General features: G+C 43.9%; 19 protein-coding genes. 8 read left to right on the top strand and 11 right to left on the bottom strand.

All coding sequences use genetic code 11. The annotated features are described in order from the left end of the window. Window positions 1–30: 30 nt before the first annotated feature. On the bottom strand, window positions 31–552 hold the full coding sequence (locus AC0VXY_RS02225; RefSeq protein WP_435993757.1) for a superoxide dismutase family protein: 522 nt from the start codon (window positions 550–552) through the stop codon (window positions 31–33). Window positions 553–906: 354 nt separating this feature from the next. On the opposite strand from AC0VXY_RS02225, the gene AC0VXY_RS02220 reads away from it, so the two are divergent. Then, the gene (locus AC0VXY_RS02220) at window positions 907–1,869 is read left to right on the top strand and encodes a S8 family peptidase (protein WP_435993759.1); all 963 of its coding nucleotides are present in this window, start codon (window positions 907–909) and stop codon (window positions 1,867–1,869) included. A gap of 63 nt (window positions 1,870–1,932) precedes the next feature. Here AC0VXY_RS02220 and AC0VXY_RS02215 read toward each other — a convergent pair whose 3' ends face one another. Continuing rightward, window positions 1,933–2,172 (bottom strand): YkuS family protein, encoded by a 240-nt coding sequence (locus tag AC0VXY_RS02215; protein WP_034760945.1) that lies wholly within the window; start codon window positions 2,170–2,172, stop codon window positions 1,933–1,935. Window positions 2,173–2,233: 61 nt separating this feature from the next. Continuing rightward, the gene (locus AC0VXY_RS02210) at window positions 2,234–2,389 is read right to left on the bottom strand and encodes a hypothetical protein (protein ID WP_200908417.1); all 156 of its coding nucleotides are present in this window, start codon (window positions 2,387–2,389) and stop codon (window positions 2,234–2,236) included. A gap of 149 nt (window positions 2,390–2,538) precedes the next feature. Here AC0VXY_RS02210 and AC0VXY_RS02205 point away from each other — a divergent pair, with 149 nt between their 5' ends. After that, entirely contained in the window at window positions 2,539–2,976 is a 438-nt protein-coding gene (locus AC0VXY_RS02205) for a ferritin-like domain-containing protein (protein WP_475526744.1), read from the top strand. 32 nt (window positions 2,977–3,008) lie between these two features. On the opposite strand, the gene AC0VXY_RS02200 is transcribed toward AC0VXY_RS02205, so the two are convergent. Then, window positions 3,009–5,279 (bottom strand): helicase C-terminal domain-containing protein, encoded by a 2,271-nt coding sequence (locus AC0VXY_RS02200; RefSeq protein ID WP_475526743.1) that lies wholly within the window; start codon window positions 5,277–5,279, stop codon window positions 3,009–3,011. 101 nt (window positions 5,280–5,380) lie between these two features. Between AC0VXY_RS02200 and AC0VXY_RS02195 the strand changes: the two genes are divergently transcribed. Next, window positions 5,381–5,980 (top strand): YczE/YyaS/YitT family protein, encoded by a 600-nt coding sequence (locus tag AC0VXY_RS02195; RefSeq protein ID WP_435993764.1) that lies wholly within the window; start codon window positions 5,381–5,383, stop codon window positions 5,978–5,980. A gap of 174 nt (window positions 5,981–6,154) precedes the next feature. Here the strand turns inward: AC0VXY_RS02195 and AC0VXY_RS02190 are convergent, their stop codons facing one another. After that, window positions 6,155–7,204, bottom strand: a complete 1,050-nt coding sequence (locus AC0VXY_RS02190) for an ATP synthase beta subunit C-terminal domain-containing protein (protein ID WP_435993766.1) — start codon at window positions 7,202–7,204, stop codon at window positions 6,155–6,157. Between the two features lie 223 nt (window positions 7,205–7,427). Here AC0VXY_RS02190 and AC0VXY_RS02185 point away from each other — a divergent pair, with 223 nt between their 5' ends. From AC0VXY_RS02185 to AC0VXY_RS02175, 3 genes are all read left to right on the top strand, one after another. Continuing rightward, window positions 7,428–8,363, top strand: a complete 936-nt coding sequence (locus AC0VXY_RS02185; protein WP_475526742.1) for a glycerophosphodiester phosphodiesterase family protein — start codon at window positions 7,428–7,430, stop codon at window positions 8,361–8,363. 149 nt (window positions 8,364–8,512) lie between these two features. Continuing rightward, window positions 8,513–8,839, top strand: coding sequence for a cyclic-phosphate processing receiver domain-containing protein (locus tag AC0VXY_RS02180; RefSeq protein ID WP_224521535.1), 327 nt, complete (start codon window positions 8,513–8,515; stop codon window positions 8,837–8,839). A 116-nt stretch (window positions 8,840–8,955) separates the two neighbouring features. Further along, window positions 8,956–10,029 carry an aromatic acid exporter family protein gene (locus AC0VXY_RS02175; protein WP_475526741.1) on the top strand — a complete coding sequence of 358 codons (1,074 nt, stop codon included), beginning with the start codon at window positions 8,956–8,958 and terminating at the stop codon, window positions 10,027–10,029. Between the two features lie 313 nt (window positions 10,030–10,342). Here the strand turns inward: AC0VXY_RS02175 and AC0VXY_RS02170 are convergent, their stop codons facing one another. Together AC0VXY_RS02170 and AC0VXY_RS02165 are read right to left on the bottom strand one after the other, a co-directional pair. Next, entirely contained in the window at window positions 10,343–11,503 is a 1,161-nt protein-coding gene (locus AC0VXY_RS02170) for an acyl-CoA dehydrogenase family protein (RefSeq protein ID WP_475526740.1), read from the bottom strand. Between the two features lie 213 nt (window positions 11,504–11,716). Further along, a complete protein-coding gene (locus tag AC0VXY_RS02165) occupies window positions 11,717–13,174 on the bottom strand; it encodes an alanine/glycine:cation symporter family protein (protein ID WP_435993774.1) in 1,458 nt (485 codons plus the stop codon). 180 nt (window positions 13,175–13,354) lie between these two features. Between AC0VXY_RS02165 and AC0VXY_RS02160 the strand changes: the two genes are divergently transcribed. Further along, entirely contained in the window at window positions 13,355–13,603 is a 249-nt protein-coding gene (locus AC0VXY_RS02160) for an alpha/beta-type small acid-soluble spore protein (protein WP_435993776.1), read from the top strand. Window positions 13,604–13,630: 27 nt separating this feature from the next. Here AC0VXY_RS02160 and AC0VXY_RS02155 read toward each other — a convergent pair whose 3' ends face one another. Next, entirely contained in the window at window positions 13,631–14,284 is a 654-nt protein-coding gene (locus AC0VXY_RS02155; RefSeq protein WP_435993778.1) for a uracil-DNA glycosylase, read from the bottom strand. Window positions 14,285–14,405: 121 nt separating this feature from the next. Here AC0VXY_RS02155 and AC0VXY_RS02150 point away from each other — a divergent pair, with 121 nt between their 5' ends. Next, window positions 14,406–14,828, top strand: a complete 423-nt coding sequence (locus AC0VXY_RS02150) for a pyridoxamine 5'-phosphate oxidase family protein (RefSeq protein WP_435993780.1) — start codon at window positions 14,406–14,408, stop codon at window positions 14,826–14,828. A 552-nt stretch (window positions 14,829–15,380) separates the two neighbouring features. Here the strand turns inward: AC0VXY_RS02150 and AC0VXY_RS02145 are convergent. The 3 genes from AC0VXY_RS02145 to AC0VXY_RS02135 all read right to left on the bottom strand — a co-directional run bounded on the left by AC0VXY_RS02145 (window position 15,381) and on the right by AC0VXY_RS02135 (window position 20,608). Next, window positions 15,381–17,162: an ABC transporter ATP-binding protein gene (locus AC0VXY_RS02145; RefSeq protein ID WP_475526739.1), complete on the bottom strand. Its 1,782-nt coding sequence runs from the start codon at window positions 17,160–17,162 to the stop codon at window positions 15,381–15,383. After that, entirely contained in the window at window positions 17,155–18,843 is a 1,689-nt protein-coding gene (locus AC0VXY_RS02140) for an ABC transporter ATP-binding protein (RefSeq protein ID WP_435994673.1), read from the bottom strand. The genes AC0VXY_RS02145 and AC0VXY_RS02140 overlap by 8 nt, the downstream gene beginning before the upstream one ends. A gap of 196 nt (window positions 18,844–19,039) precedes the next feature. After that, entirely contained in the window at window positions 19,040–20,608 is a 1,569-nt protein-coding gene (locus AC0VXY_RS02135; protein WP_475526738.1) for a mechanosensitive ion channel, read from the bottom strand. Between the last annotated feature and the right edge of the window lie 70 nt (window positions 20,609–20,678).

Raw genomic sequence — 20,678 nt, 5'->3', positions numbered from 1 at the left:
GTTGACCCAACACGGGGTCAACCCTTTTCTTTATGGTGCTCCATACCCCATGATCACTCCGCACGCCAATCGTTTCCCTGCATCCCCTGAAGGCTGGGACCTGAAGTCATCCGGGTTTTGATGAATGATGACACCCTTCCCTATCACATCTTTCACATTAAATTTATTCGTAAAAAAGGACATTTTTGCGTAGCCGTCATTTGAAAACAAAACAGGAAAATCTCCTGCATGATTCCCATGTGGCTGATTGGTCGGATTCCAATGCCCTCCTGCAGACGTGAAGGGTTCATTGGGGTCCCCTATCTCACATGCCCCTTTTTCATGGAGATGAAATCCATGGGGACCAATCGGCTTTCGATCACCCTTTCCTTCTTTATAGGATGGTAAACCTGTCACCTCGGCAAATACTTCCACACCATTTTGTACTTCCCGAAAAAACACATATCCTTTAAGCCCTGGAGCGAGTGGACCTCCCTGAATGTGAGCATAGGCCATATTCGGAGCATTTCGGTAATAGGAATAGGCAGGATAGCCATATTGATAATAATTCATCCTTGTGCCCCCTTTCTTCACCTATTTTATGTTGGAACCTGGGGCGACATGATGAAAAACCTGGAAGATTTATTTTAACCAAACGTTTGTTTAACCCCGAAGACCCTATTACTATCAAGGGTTCGCATCGTTAGTCAAACGTTTGTTTAAAATTTCATCCCCCCAAAAAGATCAATCCCTGCTCACTCCTCTAAAGAGGGGTTGATCCTCCCTTTATGCAACGGCGGACGAAAATATGGTTGGTTTTATTTTCCTATTACTATTATCCCTTTTCATTTTGTCCAAAAAATGTTATATTTTCAGAAACTTCTGATTTTTATTCCTGTGTTCAACACTATTTTAGGAGGGATTGCTATGCAAGGTGAAATGAGGTTAATTCCATATTTCATGGATGAAATGATTGTTGATGCAAATGAAATTCCTAAAGGCGTTGATTTAATCCAAGCCCCCAGCATGTGGAAAAATGGGTATAAAGGGAAAGGTATCACCATCGCCATCCTTGATACGGGATGTGATATGAATCACCCTGACCTTACGGGAAAGGTGAAGGGATTCCGAAATTTCACCGATGATGATGAAGGTGCAGAAGATAATGTGACGGATTACAGCGGACACGGTACCCATGTCTCTGGAACAATTGCCGCAAACGAAAATGGTGATGGGGTCATCGGAGTGGCTCCAATGGCTGACTTACTGGTGATTAAAGTTCTCGCCGGCAGCCGTGGAAGTGGTCAGTATGATTGGATCGTGAATGGTATTCTCTATGCCATCGAGCAAAAGGTCGATATCATTTCCATGTCTTTGGGGGGACCTACAGATTATGACCCACTTCACGAAGCCATCCAAAAAGCGGTGGATGCCAATATTCTGGTGGTATGCGCTGCCGGGAACGAGGGGGACTCCAATAGCGGCACTGATGAATTTTCCTACCCCGCCTGCTACAATGAAGTCATTTCGGTCGGCGCCATCGATCTTCAAAGAAAGTCTTCCTACTTTACCAATTCCAACAATGAAGTTGACTTAGTGGCCCCCGGCGAACAAATCCTATCGACCATTCCGGGAGAAAAATATGCCAAGCTCAGCGGAACCTCCATGTCAGCTCCCCACATCTCTGGAGCATTAGCCCTGATCAAAGAATTTGAACAGGCATCCTTCGACCGGAAACTTTCTGAATGTGAAGTATATGCGCAGCTCATTAAGCGGACAGTACCACTCGGCTTCCCGAAAACACTGGAAGGTAACGGACTGGTCTTTTTAACCGCTCCTGATCTCCTGCGCGAGCACTTGAGAAACCAACCTCTTGCCCAGATTGGGTGATGGATTTGAATCTAATAAACAAAAAAGAACAGCCATCAATGGCTGTTCTTTTTTGTGTTGGAGTTATTGCAGTCTGCTTTCGACTTCTTGGCAGATTTGATCTGCACTCAGTCCGCTTGCTTCGATGACAGGGCCTTGAGTCGCTACATTTTGAATACCCATTACATTTGTATCCATTCCTGTCACGACACAGCAGTCACATCCGTTTGCATCTGATTCCTGCTTAAGCTCCACTACTTCATGCCCCTGTGCCCGTAAGGCTTCTACAACGTTTGTTAAGGATTGTTCAACACCAATTCTCATGCCTTTACACCTCCTGGTTCTACATATAGGTTTTTCTTTCGATGAAAAAGATATTCGTCCATTATTTTTTATTTACTTGTCTGCCGCTTTTCTTCTGACTTTGTCCTTTTGCATTTCCCGTTTGGGTATCAGATGCAAATTCTACATCGTTTTTGGCCTTTTGTTTCGCCAGCTGTTCAGAAGTTTGATCCATACTCTTCCTGCCCTGTTTAGACATGCTCATCCCTCCTCTGACTTTTATAGAATTAGAATCCCCATTTTCAGGCAAAATATTTGAAGGGCATTCGTTTCCCTCCGGAATGTTTATTTTCACATCAGTCCGGGTAAATAGTCTCTATAACAACAATGAAAAGGGTGGTATTTTACATGGATGAAGCAAAATTACATGAATTGATTGATGGATTAAATGAGGATTTAGCCAATGAATATGCGGCAGTCATTCTTTACACTAACTACGCGGCTGTCGTGAGCGGCTTGTATCGTCAAATATTAAAACCTTTCTTTGAAGAAGAAATTCCTGATGAGCAGGGTCACGCTTTATACCTTGCCGAAAAGATTAAAACGTTGGGTGGACAGCCGACAACGACGCCTGCTGCGGTTAAACAAACGGATGATGTGAAGGAAATGCTTGAAGAAGGCCGTAAAGCCGAAGCAGCTACCATTGAGCGCTATAAGAAGCGTAAAGAACAAGCAGAAGAATTGGGTCTTGTTGAGCTCAGCATCAAGCTTGATGATATGATCGCCGATGAAACTCATCACCTTGAAGAATTTGACCGTCTGTTAAAGGATCCTTCTTTTAACTAATGATAAAAGACCGCTGAAAACAGCGGTCTTTTTTACGTTATAATGCGATACTCTTTCCATTCATCCAGCAATAAATCCCGGTATTTAGGGGTCAAATACCGATCATCAATCAGCTTCAGGACTCCCCTGTCTTCTTCTGAACGGATAAGTCTTCCTCCTGATTGAAATACTTTATTCAGCCCTGGATACACATAAGCATAATCATACCCGTCCATTCCCCTGCCATTAAAATAATCCTTGATGATTTCCTGTTCCACAGAAGGCTGGGGCAGCCCCACTCCTACCACAATCACACCCTTTAACCGATCTCCTTTCAAATCGATCCCTTCTGAGAAGATTCCTCCCAGGACCGCAAGACCGATAACAGGATGTTCTCTATCACTCCGGAACTCCTGAAGGAATTCTTCTCTTTCTCTCTCGCTCATATTCGGCTCCTGAATAAGGACACTAGCGTCCAATGGTTCCTTATTCATCCTGTCATACGCTTCCTGCATATAAGAGTATGAAGAAAAGAAGACGAGATAATTCCCTTTGTACCCATTGAAGGTTTCCTCTATGGAACGAGTAATGATGGGAAGGGTCCGATCCCTGTCCCTTAATCGGGTGGAAATCGGGTGGATCCCTACTTGCCACTGGTCGTGCTCAAATGGGGAAGGAATCAGGAATCGATAATCTTCTTCACTCCCGCCCAGCTGCTGAAAATAGTACGAAAACGGATGCAATGTAGCAGAGAAAAATACCGATGATTGATACGGACGTGTAACCTGTTTAATAAGCTTCGATGGATCGATGCAATAAAGTTTCACTTCTAATTCATGGGAGCTTCTATCAATTACAAAGCGATGTTCCTCAGAGTAGAGATTTGAAATTCGCACAAAACTGATGCTGTCGAAATACAATTGCATAAATCCCTCCGACCACTCCCTGCCCGTTTCCCCCAGGCACTTTTCAGCAATTTCAATGAAGCTTACAACCGACTCAACGAGTTGACCGTCCAATTCAACCCTGTTGTCAGCACCGTCTTCTTTTTTCAATCGCAGAAATTGCTTATTAACTGCAGTAATTCCCTGCCTCAATCCGTCATGTTCAGGGTATAGCTTTTTGATTTGTAAGAAAGCAGACTTTTTCAGGGAGGCAGAATACATTTCTCTTCCCCTGCCTACAAGATTATGGGCCTCGTCTATGAGCAGATTCGTCTTTTTCTTACTTTCTTCGTTCATTCTTTTCAAGGAAACCCTCGGGTCGAAGATGTAGTTATAATCGCAGATGACTCCGTCCACCAGGTAGGCAAGGTCGATGGAATATTCAAAAGGACACACCTTGTGTTTTCTTGCGTATGATTCGAGGATCGGGCGCGTGATGATGCTTTCCTGGGTCAAAATATCAATCAGCGCTCCGTTAATACGATCATAATAACCGTTTGCAAATTCGCAATAATCCTTCTGACAAATCGTTTCTTCTTTGAAGCAGATCTTGTCTTTCGCCGTGATCGTAACCGTCCTGTGTGCCAAACCCTCTTTTTCCAAAAGAAGAAGAGCCTCTTCTGCCACTGTACGGGTGATCGTTTTTGCCGTCACATAAAACCACTTGCTATTCCCTTCTGCCATTGCTTTTATGGTAGGAAACAGGGTTGAAATGGTTTTCCCCGTTCCTGTGGGTGCATTGGCATAAAGGGATTTCGATTCGGTTACTGTTTTATATACCGCACCTGCGAGTTTTTTCTGTCCTTTCCGGTAAGAAGGATACGGAAATATCAGATCCGTGGCACTTTTCATTTTGTTTTCTTCATTTGTCAGAATCACGGTAGCAAACGGTGTGTAAGCAACCAGGGTTTCATTCACGATGCGTTCAAGCTCTTCAATGGAGTAGATTTGCTTGAATGACTTCGTTCTTTCTGATTCAACCTCGATATAGGTTAATTGGACAGCCACATGGGGGAGCAGCTTTTCTTTTGCCAACAAGAATGCATAGCATTCACCCTGAGCCCAGTGAACCCGGCTTCCTTCTTCAATCAAGTCCAGATTTTTTGCCGTCGATTTGATCTCCTCCACGGTCACTTCTCCGTCATCATAGTGAATGCCATCACAACGACCCTCGAGTTGATATACGAGACCACCGGCTGCTTGCTCCCCTTTCAGGAAGACTTCCTTCTCATCGCCTTCTTTATATTGCTTCTGCAGTTTCTGATGGAGTCTTGTGCCGGTGACCATAGAGGAGCGGGCCTGAAATCTCAGGTCAATGCTTCCTTCCTTATACACATACTCCACTAACTCCCTGATCGATATCTTCATGGTTTTCTTCACGGACGTTTCACCTCCAGTTATCAAAGGAAAATGATGATTCTATCTTTTTTCAGATGTACATATATATTAGACAAGCTGTTTGGAACGGAGGATTCGGGAGAATGAAGGCAAGATTCATCTTTTATTGCATTGGATTACTGTCTCTATCATTAGGGGTGTCACTTATTATCAAAGGGGATTTGGGAGCGGCTCCCTGGGATGCACTTGCCGTCGGGGAATCGACCCTGCTTCACCTTTCTATCGGCACATGCATATTCATGAATGGATGCATTCTCATCCTCATAAACGCATTTTTATTAAAAGAAGGTGTCCAATGGTTAGCCGCCCTCTCCATCTTTGTGATCGGGATGATGGTTGATTACTGGATCACGTCGGGCCTTAATACAGTTGAACCTGTGGGATTTGGTCAGCAATTAACTTTTGTCTTGATCGGTATCCTGCTCCTCGGGATTGGAATCTCCATCTATCTTCAAGCCAAGCTCCCTTCAAGCCCCATGGATACGTTCATGGTGGCGATCCATCAACGTTTTGGGTTGAATTTGCGCAATTCCCGCTTGTTAAATGAAGCGATTGCCATCACCCTCGCCATGGTCTTCCACGGGGCAGTCGGCATCGGAACGGTCATTGTCGCCTGCACGTTAGGATTTATCATTCATATCTTCTATCCTATCATGGAACGTATGTACGGGAAATGGAGTTAAGGAATTTTTTAAGTTCAACAAAAAAACACTTAGACCTTCCCCTAAGCGTTTTGATTATTCATATAGGCATTTGCAGGATTCGAATAAATCCTTTCTCAATAAATATTAAATAACGAAAAAATCAGAGGGACGGACCCCGGCATTCCTGCCCGGGGTCCGTCCCTCTACTGTTGGTTAATTCAATCGTCCTTTATAGGTGAGGTGTTTGGGTTCGAGGTGGTTGTAGTGCCCTTGGAGTATCTTCTGTATGTCCCCGATCGTTTGTTGGACCGGTACGCTTTGGCCTTTGACGTTAGTGAATTCCTCTGCTACATAGAAAGGCTGGCTCAAGTATGCTTCGAGTCTCTCCCCAATTTGGAATAGTTCAAGGTCTGCATCGGGAATTTTATCTTTACCGATCGTATTCATCAGGACGCGAATTTCTTTATATCGCCTTAATACTTTCTTTGCCTTCTTGTGGGTCGTGGCATGACTTGCATCCAACGCTTCATCTTCCAACAGGACGGACGTCGACTGAACGGGATGAATGGCCGGGTACATACCACGGGTAGCCAGATCAATGTCGAAATAACACAAGGTATCAAGTGGACCAAACGGGTCGTCTTCATCGACTGCTTCTCCACTTGGATCAAATAAAATGGTCGTGATGTCAGGATAGCCCTCTGCTTCGAACCTCTCTCTTAATTCATACAGCTTCCCTGAGACGATAAACGAACGATCAACATACAGGAGAATGCTTTCCTTATCATCCACCAATGAAACCTCCGCAAAGGCATCTTCGAGCGTGTGGCATTTCGCATCCACGAATCCTTCAAGATCACTTAAACCGGGGTAGGTCTGATCCGGTGTTAATAATATGGCATGGTAACCTTTCTCTTTCAATACTTGTGTCATTTCAGCCAAAACGACAAATTGGCCGATCTGAGATCTCGCAACGAATCCGTTAGTCCCCCCCTGAACAATGGGTGCAAATAAATCAAGTGGTTTAATTCCAGTTTCAATCATACTTAATTTCCCTCCTTGAATAATCAATTCATCCAGCGTACAATTCGCCAGGTTTGCAAGGGTCACGATCGTTTTCACCTCGGCACGGGCCACCGATATTTTACCTGTACATAAATTTGACACAGTGGCCGGCCTTAAGCCCACCGTTTTGGCCGCTGTTGTGAGATTCGGCACACGCTTACGCAGCAATGAAACATTCAGCCTTAAATGATCTTCCATGGTAAATATCCCTCCTTACTTTATAAGGTAATCTATTTTACTTTCAAAAGCAATACTTTTTTATTTTTAAACGTAATTTTTTTACTTCAAAAAGTAAAAATCAATCATACCTTCTTATTCCTCTTTTATATTAATCTGAATTTCTCTTATATTATTGTCCTAAATAAACAAGGTCGTACTTATAATGAAAAATAAGATCTTTTATTTAAAAGGATGAACGCAGATGAAAAATACGAAGCTACCCGAAACGTCCAAAAAACAGCGCTTCATTGTCATCGAGATGATGATCGCTTTCTTTGTCCTGTTTACAATCATCGTGTACTGGCTGCCTGTTGAAAAGGCCACACCACCCCCTTTCTTCCAAAAGGAAAATGAGCGTCCCCTTGTCATCGCACATCAGGGGGGGAAACATCTTGCACCAGGGAATACCATTGAAGCGTTCCAAAATGCCGTGGATCTTGGATCCGATGTCATCGAAACGGATATACATATTACCAAAGACGGGCACTTGGTAACGATTCATGATCCCACAGTCGATGCGACAACGGACGGACGTGGATATGTAAAAGATTACACATTGAAAGAACTCCAACGGCTTGACGCGGCGTACTATTTTCAAGACCTGAAGGGACAGTACTCCTTCAGGGGAAAACATATATATGTCCCGACCCTAGAGGAAGTATTTCAGCGGTTTCCCGATATGAGGATCAATATTGAAGTAAAAGACGACAACCCTGAAGAGCGTATAGAGGAAATTGTACAAAAGTTATTGAAGCTGATTGAAGAATACGATATGGAGGATAAAGTCCTCATCGCCTCATTCGATCAAAACATCATTAATTTAGTTGAATCATCTTCCAAAGGAAGGGTTGCCACACAAGGAGGGAAACAAGAAGCAAAAAAATTCGTCATCCTCCACAAACTGTTCATGCGAAATCTTTATCAATCGGATGTCGATGCCTTTCAACTTCCCCTTCAAGAAGGAAACCTGGACCTGACACAACCAATTCTGATCTCAGGCGCACACCGCATCGGCCTCCAGGTACATTACTGGACCGTCAACGACCGGGAAACCATGGAAAGACTCATCAAACTCGGTGCAGACGGCATCATTACAGATCGACCCGATTTATTATTGAACATACTGGGGAGGAAATAATACTTTCTTCTCTACGAAAAGTGTATGACATAAAGATTCCTCACAAAAAATTACAAATATAATGGTAATATTCATACTATTGAACTATATAAGTATTTGTCAATCTCTGTTAGGCTTAAATTAAGTCAAATGACGAAAGAAGAATAAATATGACAGTAAATGTGTTTTTAGACGATTATCGACACTGTCCCCAAGGGTACATTCTCGCGAAAGACATCGATGAATGTATTGACCTGCTTCTTAATTATTCTATCGCTCATCTTTCACTGGATCACGACTTAGAGAGTAAGACACGTAATGGTTTAATGCTCGTCCACTACATGGTGGAAAAACAGTTATTTGCAGAAAGAATCACGATTCATTCCGCAAACTCTGGTGCGGGCAAAAGAATGTTCAAGTATTTAAAAGAGGCACAGAACGACCGGAAGATGCCTCAGTCCATCCAAATCTTATTACGGCCATTGCCTCTAAGATGAGTTATCATATATAAAAGAACTGTTCCCTGAACAGTTCTTTTTTTGTCAATTTATTTAATTTGGTTTTTTCTTACTTTATAATAGGGCATAGTGATTTTATTAAAGAGGGGCATATTATGGGTTTTCTGAAAAAATTTCAATTTGTCGGGGGAAGGATTGCTAAAACGGGACTTGCCGTTTTCCTTACTGCTCTCGTATGTGAACTGTTAAACTGGCCGGCGACCTTTGCCGTCATAACCGCCATCGTCACCATTGAACCGACGGCTGCCAATTCAATCAAAAAAGCGTACGTCCGCTTTCCCGCATCGGCTATCGGTGCATTATTTGCCGTGATCATCACTCATACATTAGGGAACCATGCCATTACCTATGCCCTGGTCGCACTCCTGACGATCATCACCTGCCATAAGCTCAATCTGGGTGCTGGTATCCTGGTCGCTACATTAACTGGAATCGCCATGATCCCCACAATCCATGATCACTACGTTGCGACGTTTTTCATCCGTCTCGGTACGACTACAATCGGATTGATTGTATCGACTTTAGTCAATCTGTGGATCCTTCCACCTAATTATAGCAACACGATTTCAACAAACATTCATAATCTCTATTTCAAAACAGGGAATCTGTTGGAAAGAAGAGGCTCTGAAGTCCTTCAGAATCATTCTCTGCACAGAGAGACGAAAATGATATTCAATGATATTTTAAGAGAAATTGAATCAACGGATACTCTATGCGAATACCAAAAAGAAGAATGGAAGCTCCACCGCTCCAACCGTCAGGAAATGCGCTGTTTCAATTATGAGTATAAGAAGCTGAACATCCTGAGACAGATCCTTTTTCATATCGGTAACATCATCTATCTACCCGTTCACTATTCTTTCAGTGACGAAGAAAAAGAGCGGATCATGGATGCCACATTAAGTTTAAAAGACATCATGCACCACCCTTCATTTGGTATTCCCGATCAGCATTTCACCCTTATGAAGAATTTATTGGAGGAATTCTGGGAGGATCAGGAGGGGCTTCATATGAAGCCGTTCCAATCCATGAAGCATCACTTTTCCTGCGAAACCATCATGCTTTATGAACTGTTATCCATTCATGATCTTGTTGAGGAGCTGAGTGAAATTCACATCCTGGAAACACAGCATCGCAACGTATTGAAAAAAGCACTGTACCCGGAATGATGGATGCACCAGGAGCAGAAAGAGGCTGGGTCATAACTAAATCCGTTTTCTCTAAAGACGAACAATCAAAAAATAGTTAGGATCACTTGTTACACCGCTTTTGTTTTCCGTGCAAGATTCGCTTTCCTCGGGCGGAAGACGAGCACCTGGAGCGGAAATCAACCACTACTTACTACATCCAAAAGTAACAATATGTACGTAAACATCCAAATGGAAAATCCGAACGACTTCGATTTTCAATTAAGAATTTCGAATGATCGTTCGGATTTTCTTTTGGCTGAATACTTTTGTCTCAGACTCTTGTCTTTCAAGCTTATTTCAGGGCGTTATTCGCTAGCATTGCAATGACCATATCGTCCATTGGAGGGTTATGAAGCCCTGCTCTCACATCACGATAAAAACGCTGCATGGGATTGGTTCGAAATAGGCTTCTTGCCCCCACGATCCTCATGGCAGTGTCCACGATATGAAAGGCGCTGTTTGTCACAATATGCTTGACAGAAGAAAGTTCTGCAGTCATCCCGGACCGTTTGGAAGGCTCCCTTACCCACTTATCTGCCACGGAATATAGAATCTGCCTGGCTTTAAACAACTCTAATTCAATTTCACCTATTTTCCATTGGACTTCCGGAACATCCTTGATCGGCCCGGGCAGACTGTTCGGGGAGTAGTCTTTGGCAAACTGGATGGCATAATTACGCGCTGCCACCGCTACCCCTATATAACAGGCAGGGATATGAAGAAGCCATGCTTTAGGAAGATCACTCTTCCCTTGGTCGCTGTCCCGCTCCACGAGGGAAGAAGACGGTAACTGGACGTCATTCAGAACAAGGTCATCACTCCCCGTTCCCTTCATGGAAATTGTATCCCACGTCTCTTCAATGCTCACGCCTTCCAATTCATGATCCACAAGGAAGAAGCCTTTCTCTTCGGTATCACCGATCACAGCCGATACTAAGGAATAGTCCAATACTCTCGCCATTGATGTAAAGGATTTTCTGCCTGTTACTCTCCAGCCCTTCTCGTTTTTAATCGCCTTGGTCTGAGGCAGTCCCCCACGCGTCGGGCTGCCCGTTGCCGGTTCTGTGGCCGCACGGTTCACGAGAGCTTTATTTGACACAATCTCCTCACACAGATCTTTGAAAATCTCTTCCTCCCAGGCACGGGTTTCTGTAAGCTCCATCAATCCACCCAAATGCCAGCCAATGGATAATGCCGTGGCGGCATCCCCTGTAGCCAGTTTCTCCTGGATCAAAACAAGCTCATACAAATTGATTTCTTCTCCCCCATATTCTTTCGGCAGGGATAGTGTCCCATATCCACTTTTTTTGAGGTCGTTGAAATTTTCATAAGGGAACACATCCTCCCGGTCGTACGTCTCCCCTCTTTCAGAAAAAGCATCAGCAAGCTCCCCGGCTAAATCAACCAATTTCCTTTGGCGTTCATTCTGAATAAACGATTGATATAAATCCAATGAAACAGCACCTCCAAATGATAAAATGACGTTTCTCTTCTCCGTTTATCATAATCAATTTCGCTGCCCGACTCAAAGATAAAGCTTACTAATCTGATCGGGTTACATATTCCCAAAGATATATCGGGGAAAGACTTTATTCTAAAATCAGAGCCCCGCTTCAGTAAAAAAACCTGCTGCCACTTAGGCAACAGGTTTCTTATTGTTTATAGGTTAAGAAGCATTTTCTTTATCTTCGACTTTATATTCCTGCTCCCAGAACTCTGCATTTTTGATACCGAGTTTTTTCGAGTTGAAGACCGGATCAAGCCCCTGCTTCTTCTGTTCCTCGTAATCCTTCAACGCTTTAAGTGCCGGTTTGGCAAGGATGAGAATCGCGATCAGGTTCAGCCATACCATAAGTCCAAGTCCGATATCACCCAACGCCCACGCAAGAGCCGCTTCTCTTACCGCTCCATAGAAAGTGGCTCCAAGAAGGACTACCTTCAGGATCACCATGGCCGCCTTTGTATTCTTTCCTCTCAATAAGTAAGCCACATTTGTCTCAGCCATGTAATAGTATGCCATGATCGTCGTAAAGGCAAAGAAGAATAAAGCGATCGCGACGAATGATGCCCCGAATCCCGGAAGCACTGATTCAATGGCAGCCTGTGTATAACCAGGTCCTGCTTCAATACCATCCAGATTGTTCGCAAGCATCGTCCCGTCTGGACCTTCCGTATTGAAGGAACCTGTAAACAGGATCATGAATGCCGTTGCCGTACAAACAAGAAGGGTATCGATATACACCGAGAACGCTTGAACCAATCCTTGTTTGGCCGGGTGTGAAACCTCTGCCGCCGCAGCAGCATGAGGTCCTGTTCCTTGGCCTGCTTCGTTGGAATAGATTCCACGTTTGACTCCCCACGATACAGCCATACCGATGATTCCACCGAATACTGAGTCTGCACCGAATGCACTTTTGAAAATAAGGGCAAAAACAGCCGGTATCTCAGCAATATTCATTCCGACGATGATAAGGGAAAGAAGAATATACGCAATGGCCATGAACGGTACTACATAAGAAGCCACACCCGCAATCCGTTTGACTCCGCCAAAAATGATGACCCCGATTAACACGACAAGACCGATACCTGTGACCATCGTGTTAAGACCAAATGCATTTTCCATTCCTAATGCGATGGAGTTTGACTGGATCCCCGGCATTAGGATACTCATAGCAAGTAATGTCGCAAAAGAGAATAGTACGGCATACCACTTCCAGCCAATACCCTTTTCAATATAATAGGCCGGGCCCCCGCGGTATTCCCCGTCCTGCTTCACTTTATAAATTTGAGCTAATGTCGACTCAATAAAGGCACTGCTTGCACCGATGAATGCAATCGCCCACATCCAAAAGACAGCTCCCGGACCACCGAAGGCGATGGCAGTAGCCGTACCGGCGATGTTCCCCGTTCCTACACGTCCGGATAATGAAAGAGCCAAAGCCTGGAATGAAGACACCCCTGCACTTGAGCTTCCACCCTTAAATATTTGAACCATCATATCTTTAATCAACCGGACCTGCAAAAACTTCGTTAAAATAGAAAATAGTAAGCCTACACCCAAACAAAAATAAATCATGACCGGGGACCAAAGGATCCCTACGAGCTTGCCAACGAATTCTTCCACGGCATTTCCCCCTTTTATTTTTATAAAAATTTTCTAACTATTAAGAATTATATTTTATTTGACACAATATAGACAATCTTTTTTTATGACGAAAATTTTCCAAACGTAGAAAAACCCTTATATGCCAAGACTTCATACTCGCAAAAAAAATTTGGGGCATTCTATAAAAGAGGTGATAAAATGTCGAAAAGAAAACTTCTCGTTCCTGAATCGCGAGCCGCAATGGACCAGCTGAAAGCGAGGGTGGCGGGTACCCGGGATCCAAAAGAAGCCAAATATGAAATCGCAAAGGAACAGGGAATCCCTCTACAAAGGGGATATAATGGTAAATTAACGTCAGAACAAGCGGGGAAGGTCGGAGGATCGATCGGTGGTAATATGGTGAAGGAGCTTGTCAGAATGGCTCAGGAGAATATGTCGAAAAAATAATCATTTAAAAAGCTGACACGCCAAATGTCAGCTTTTCTTCTTATAAAGTATTTCTTTCAAATGATCAAGATCCTTATAGATGTCTTTTTCCAACGAACGATTATAGAAAATCGAAGCTGGATGAAAGGTCGGAAAGATGGAGTACGTTTCATCGCTCCAGGTCCATTCGTTTGAATCAAGATCTTTCAACCGCCTTACCTTCGACTGGATCAGCTGGCCGTGTACGTCCGAAATCGTATACTTTTTACCCAGCAATCTTTGCAAGCCTATATTACCCAATGTGACAAGCTGCTTCGGCTTCACATGTTCAAGCTCATAATCCAAAATCGGTGCATGGGCCAGCTGTTCCTTAAGAATCGGCGCCCTGTTGTATTTCTTTTCAATTATTTCATTGTCCAAGGTTTTCTTTTGTACGATTTTGTAAGGCCTGCTTCTGACAGTAGAGGTAAAGTAAATATCTTCTCTTCCTAAACCGAGGTAATGAAAGAACTGATCCAGCACCTTACCCGCTCTCCCGCTGAAAGGCATCCCATTATGAATTTCGGTTTCCCCGGGTGCCTCCCCTACAATCATGATGGTAGGGTTCATCGGTCCCCTTCCATAGACAAAGCCTTCACAGTTATAAGGCTCCATCCGCTCTTTACACAGATTCACCAGTGTTTCCGGTATCACGCGCATCATCCTTCACTTCTTATTATTTTCGTTATTCCCGATGTGGATGGAGTCTACACATCCACATGTTTATTTCCCTCTCAGAAAAGGAATAGTATGGGTATACGAAAGATTAAAGGAGATGGATTGATTGTCACAAACTGAACTGAAACAACAAATCTTAAAGGTTCTTGATGAAAGTAAAGTGGGGACGCTTGCGACTGTGAAGAAGAATAAGCCTCATTCCCGCTATATGACGTTCTCACATGACGAACTGACTTTATATACGCCAACGAACAGTGACACGCATAAAACCGATGAAATCGAAGAAAATCCCAATGTCCACATCCTCCTTGGCTATGAAGGGGAAGGATACGGTGACACCTTCGTTGAAATCGAAGGACGTGCTTCCGTTGAAGATTCCGCCCACTACAAAGAAAAACTATGGAATGACCATATGAAGAGATGGTTTGAAGGCCCGGACGATCCAAATTACATCGTCCTGAAAATCCAGCCGACTGCCATCAGACTAATGAATGACGAAGAGGATTCACCCCAGTCGCTTGAATTATAATTAAAATGATTCCTTGACATGTTACAAGATAGATGATATATTTAGTTATTGTAATCTTGTAGCATACATTGAAACGATAGAGAAGATAATTCGTAATTCTATTCTGTTTTGATTTAACAACTTATTCACACTGGATCGGCTTCGGAGCCGTTAGGATGTAAGAGAGGTAGGGCTTACGTCGTTTAGGTATATCAAACGACTCAAGGAATTGCCCGCGGCTGTTTATTATCTGCAAACAACGTTCAAGATATAAATATATTACTTGTGATGTTGCAAGTTACAGAATTGTCTTTATCCGATTAAAGGCAGTACTAAAGGGATTGCTAACGGGATGATTAGCCCCTTTACTAAGAAAAAACACCTCAAAAGTGCTGACTTTTGAGGTGTTTTTTATGTTCTCTGTGAATCTTCACTGTCTTCCCCAGCAAATGACGGTTTTATTTTCAAAAACACTGCTTTTATTTTCAAATCCCGGATATTATTTTCAATTCCATTCGTTTTATTTTCAATTCCCAGGATTTATTATCAAAACCGAAAAATCACGTTTTCCCCTTAACCGCTTTCCTTCAACTGGCTATGATACAGTCCATGATAAAAGCCTTTCACCTTAAGAAGCTCATCATGAGTGCCCTGTTCAATGATCTTTCCTCCATCAAGGACCAGGATTTGATCAGCCTGACGGATCGTGTTAAGACGGTGAGCGACCACTACGCTCGTCCTGCCCTTCATCAACCGTTTGAGGGCATCCTGGATCTTCAGCTCCGTTATCGTGTCGATACTGCTCGTTGCCTCATCGAGGATCAGGATGGACGGATTGGACAGGATGGCCCTCGCAATGGACAATAGCTGTTTTTGACCCTGACTGATCCCGCTTCCATCCACCCGCAACATCGTATCGTAGCCCTCGGGCATCTTTTCGATGAAGGTATGGGCATTGGCGAGCTTAGCGGCATCCATTACCTCATTATCGCTTGCACTTAGCCGGCCGTAACGGATATTGTCAGCAATCGTCCCCTGGAACAGGAAGCTATCCTGGAGAACGAAGCCCATCTGCTGACGTAAGCTTTTTCGTTTAATGGTTTGTATATTTTGGCCGTCGATCTCTATCCTTCCTTCATTCAGCTCATAAAACCGGGACAGGAGATTGGTGATCGTTGTCTTACCCGCCCCTGTCGGTCCAACCAGGGCAACGGTTTCACCGGGGTGAATGGAAAAAGATACATCCTTTAATGTCGGTTCTCCTTTTTCATAGGAGAACGAAACATGTTGAAAGTCGACCTTTCCTTCAACGGATTCGATTTCTACGGCATCTCCTTCGTCCTTCGCTTCTTCCTCTTCATCTAAAATTTGAAATACACGCTCAGCACCTGCAATCGCTGAGAGGAGCGTATTATACTGATTCGCAAGCTCATTCAGTGGCCGCGTGAACTGCCTTGCATATTCAGCGAATATGACAATGACACCAATCGTGATCATGCCATTCAGGGCAAAGATCCCTCCTACTCCGGCAATAACGGCAAAACTGAGGTTGTTCAGCACGTTCATAAGTTTCGGAATGAAACCGGAATACGTATCCGCCCAATACGCCGCTGTCTTTAGCCGCTGATTCTTTTCACCGAATTCTTTGATGGCCGTTTCTTCCCTGGAAAACGTTTTGATGATGCTGTGACCAGAAATCGTTTCTTCGATATAGCCGTTCAATTCACCGATATTGTGCTGATATTGTTTAAATAGGCGGCCTGTCCGTTTCGTGATCCACTTCATGCCAAAGACCATGATGGGGACAATAGTCAGTGTGATGAGAGTCAGGAGCGGACTGAGCCAAAGCATGATCGAGACGGTCCCGATTAATGTAAGGACACTGGATATGATTTGAATGAACGAACTATTCAAGGTGGCACTCACATTATCAATATCATTGGTCACCCTGCTCATCAGTTCACCATGCTTCCGTTTATCAAAAAAAGGGATGGAGAGTTGATGCAATTGATGGAAGAGATCCTTCCGCAACCTGTATACCGTATCCTGAGCGACACCGATCATCCAATAATTTTGAAACCATACGGACATAGAATGCAGGATATACACCGCAATCAAGCCTGCGATCAGTCCCACCAGACCCGATGTCTCCTTCGTGACGATAAAGTCATCAATCGCCTTCCCCACAAGAAATGGTCCGAGAAGTGCCGCTGCTGAACTAAGGAACACCATTAATATGACAAGATACAAAATGACCTTCATTTTGGAAAGGTAGTTCCACAGGCGCCCTAGTGTCCCTTTTGCATCTTTCACCTTATCGTTCTCACCCAATTTCTTTCGCATATGCCTAGACATGATGGATTTCCCCCTCTCCGAATTGAGACTGGTAAATTTGTTGATAGAGAACGGACTCTTCTACCAGGGACTGGTGGGTCCCTTCTCCGATCAACACCCCATCTTCCAACAGCAGAATACGATCGGATTCCATCGCTGTACTGACCTTTTGAGTGATGATCATGGTTGTACACTCATATTTCTTCAATGCTCGAAGGAGCTTTGACTCCGTTTTTAAATCCAATGCACTCGTACTGTCGTCCAACAGGAGAATCCTCGGTTTTCGAATGAGTGCCCTGGCAATGGAAAGCCTTTGCTTCTGACCTCCTGAAAGATTGATCCCTTTTTGCCCGAGGACCGTATCATATCCATTGGAAAGACTCAGGATGGTTTCATGGATTTGGGCATCTTTTGCCGCTTGAATCATTTCTTCTTTTGTGGCATCTTCCTTTCCCCATAAGAGATTTTCTGAAACCGATCCGGAAAACAGGATGACTTCCTGAGGGACATATCCGATATTTTTTCTTATTTGATCCAGTGGAATGGTCCGGATTTCCCGCCCGTCCAATTGAACGGTCCCCTCTGTTGCATCATACAGACGGGGGATGAGCTGAAACAGGGAGCTTTTACCTGACCCCGTAGCCCCTAATATGGAAACGGTTTGTCCCGCTCCTACCTTAAAGGAAACATCCCGAAGCACCTTTCCCCTGGTGGATGGATATTGAAACGATACATCTTTAAACGATATTTCTCCTCTTACCACTTTGTTGCGAAAGTCTACCTCCGCTCCATCCTTCAAGTCGATCTCGGTTTCAAGTACTTCTTCCACCCTTTCAGCAGAAGCCCTTGCTCTTGAAAAGCTGGTGATGATGAAAGAGAATATGGAAAAAACAGATGAGATTCTCGTGACATACGTGACAATCGCTACTACTTCTCCAACCTTGGCACCGCCTGCGGCAACATCTATACTTCCGAACCATAGAACGGAAAGAAGAGCAAGGTTCATGACCAGCATCAAGAGAGGCATAATGATCTCCATGAACCTGAGGGCACGTACCGTTCGATCCTTCAAATCTTCATTCGCTTCATGAAATCGGCTTTCTTCATGCTTACTCCTCGTATACGCTTTGATCAACCTCATTCCGGAAAGGTTTTCCTTCATGACCTCATTTACTTTATCCAGCCTGGATTGAACTCTTTCAAACAGACTCCACCCGCGTTTCAACACCCAAAACAGGAACAGCCATAACACGGGAATCACAACGATTAGAATAACCGCAAGCCGGGCATCGACGATCAGGGCCATGATGGTGGAACCCACTACAAGTAATGGAGCCCTGAGCATGATCCTGAGGCTCATGAAGATCGTGTTCTGGAGCTGCCTCACATCATTCGTCATCCTCGTGATGAGAGAAGATGCCGGAAGTTTATTAAAACTGGCAAACGAAAACGATTGAACTTTCCTATACAGGCTTTCCCGCACATCATACCCAAATCCCTGACTCGTATGTGCAGCAAAAAATGAATTCGTCACGCCTGAAAAGAAGGCAACAAGGGACATCCCAACCATGATGAATCCCCATTTCAATACGATGTCCAAGTCTTTGTTCAGAATACCTTCATCGATGATCCGCGCCATAAACAGTGGATTCAATAGTTCTACAGCAAGCTCTACCAGCATTAAACTCCAGGCAACTGCCATGGCAGCCCGGTAAGGCTTTAAGAAACGTATGACCTTCAAACGAACACCCCTCTAAACAAGTATCTGCCATAATTTATATGTATCATCATATCGTTTTTTTATGCAGGGTGGTAGTTGGAAGTGTCATGCTGTCCAAAGGGGATTCACATAAAAAAACGCATGACCCTATAGAGAGGGATCATGCGGAGTGTTACTATTATTGATTGAAAGGTGGAGTATCCGTACCTCCATTAGTTGGTCTGTTCTTTTCTTCTTCAATTTTCCGATCCAGTTTAGAAAGATACTTTTGCGCAAAGTCCCTTCCACCCAGACCAAAGGCTAAACCGAAAGCCAGTGCCAGTGCACCAAGAGTCAACATGAACGCAATATTAACGATGGAATCAGCCACTTTTAATTGATCCAGGGCCATAAAGAAGCTTAAGGCAATGATTGCGTATTTCGTGATGCTCGACAGTACTTGGAAGTTATCACTCAATACATTGGATAGGATGCTCTTAACTAAGTTACCCAGGTACAATCCTGCCCCAAGAATGACAATGGCTGCTAATACATGTGGCACATAAGCTAATACACCTGTTGCCAGTGCGACCAAAAATTCCAAACGCACCATTTCAAGGGCTTCTACTACAAATAGGAAAACAACGATAACCTGAACGACTCTGCCTACAAGTCCTGATAGATTCATATAGGATGAGCCCTTGGCTTCATATGGGTTCTTATTGACGCTAACACGCCCAATCCCCATATTTCGTAACAGGGAATTGAATCCTACCCTGTTCAATAAACGTGCAACCAATGCACCAACCCATCTACCAACCCAGATTCCTGCTAGAATGAGTACAATCGCAACCGCAATATTCGGAAGCATCACAAGGACCTGATTGAGCATGTGAATTGCCGGTTCTGAAATACCTCTGATATCCAGCTGATCCAGTGCAGAAATGGTGACTGGAATCATGATGAGAACGAATACAATCGTCCCAATGACCGATGAAACCGTTGTTCCTTGAAAAAGTTTCCCGATGCCGAATCGGTCAGCGACTCTCTCTGTGCCAATCGCTTTCAGGAAATTCGTCACGATATCCCGGACGATCTTGGCAACAAACCAGCCAACAAGGAGAATGATAGCCGCTGCAAACAGCTTAGGTATAAACGCCAGGAAGCTTTGGAGCATTTCCGTGAAAGGTCCGGAAACCCCTGCAATATTAAGAGCAGCCAACACTCCCGGTAAGAATACGAGAAGCACGAGATAGAAGACAATTCTCGCGGCCGTGTAGACATATCGATGTGCATCGTTTTCATCTTTCGCCAGTTTAGATCTCACCAGCGTGCTTTTAACGGCTGGTCTCATGCCCAGTTTCTCAATCAATACCTTCAGGACAGAGGCAACAATCCATGCAAACAATAGAATAAGTGCCGCTTTTAAGACATTGGGAATCGCTGCCGCCATCGTACTCAACATACCGACTAAAGGTGAAGCAATGAAGTTCAAGTCAAGGATATTGAAGAAGGCGATAAACACAAACACCAACAGAATGAAGTACACGATTTTACTAATGACTTTCTCCGATGTCCATTTCCGTTCCCCGGTCCTGCTGCCAAAATATAGATTATCATCGATCTTTATTCTTTTTAAGATTCCGTAAACGGCTTTTTCAATAGCCTTTGCTATGATCCAGCCGATCAATAGCACCAATAAAGCTAATAACAGATCTGGAAGCTTTCCTAAATACCCGTACCATTCCCGCGTTATCTCATTGTTCATTCGATGTTCTCCCTTCCATATATGGAAAATGTATAATGCTAATACTTATCTACCCAAAGATTTTTTTTCA

The sequence above is a fragment of the Rossellomorea sp. QJM3NY_18 genome (genome assembly GCF_056173145.1).
The sequence above is the reverse complement of the archived record's forward strand: the minus strand, read 5'-3'. Positions and strand labels throughout refer to the sequence as shown.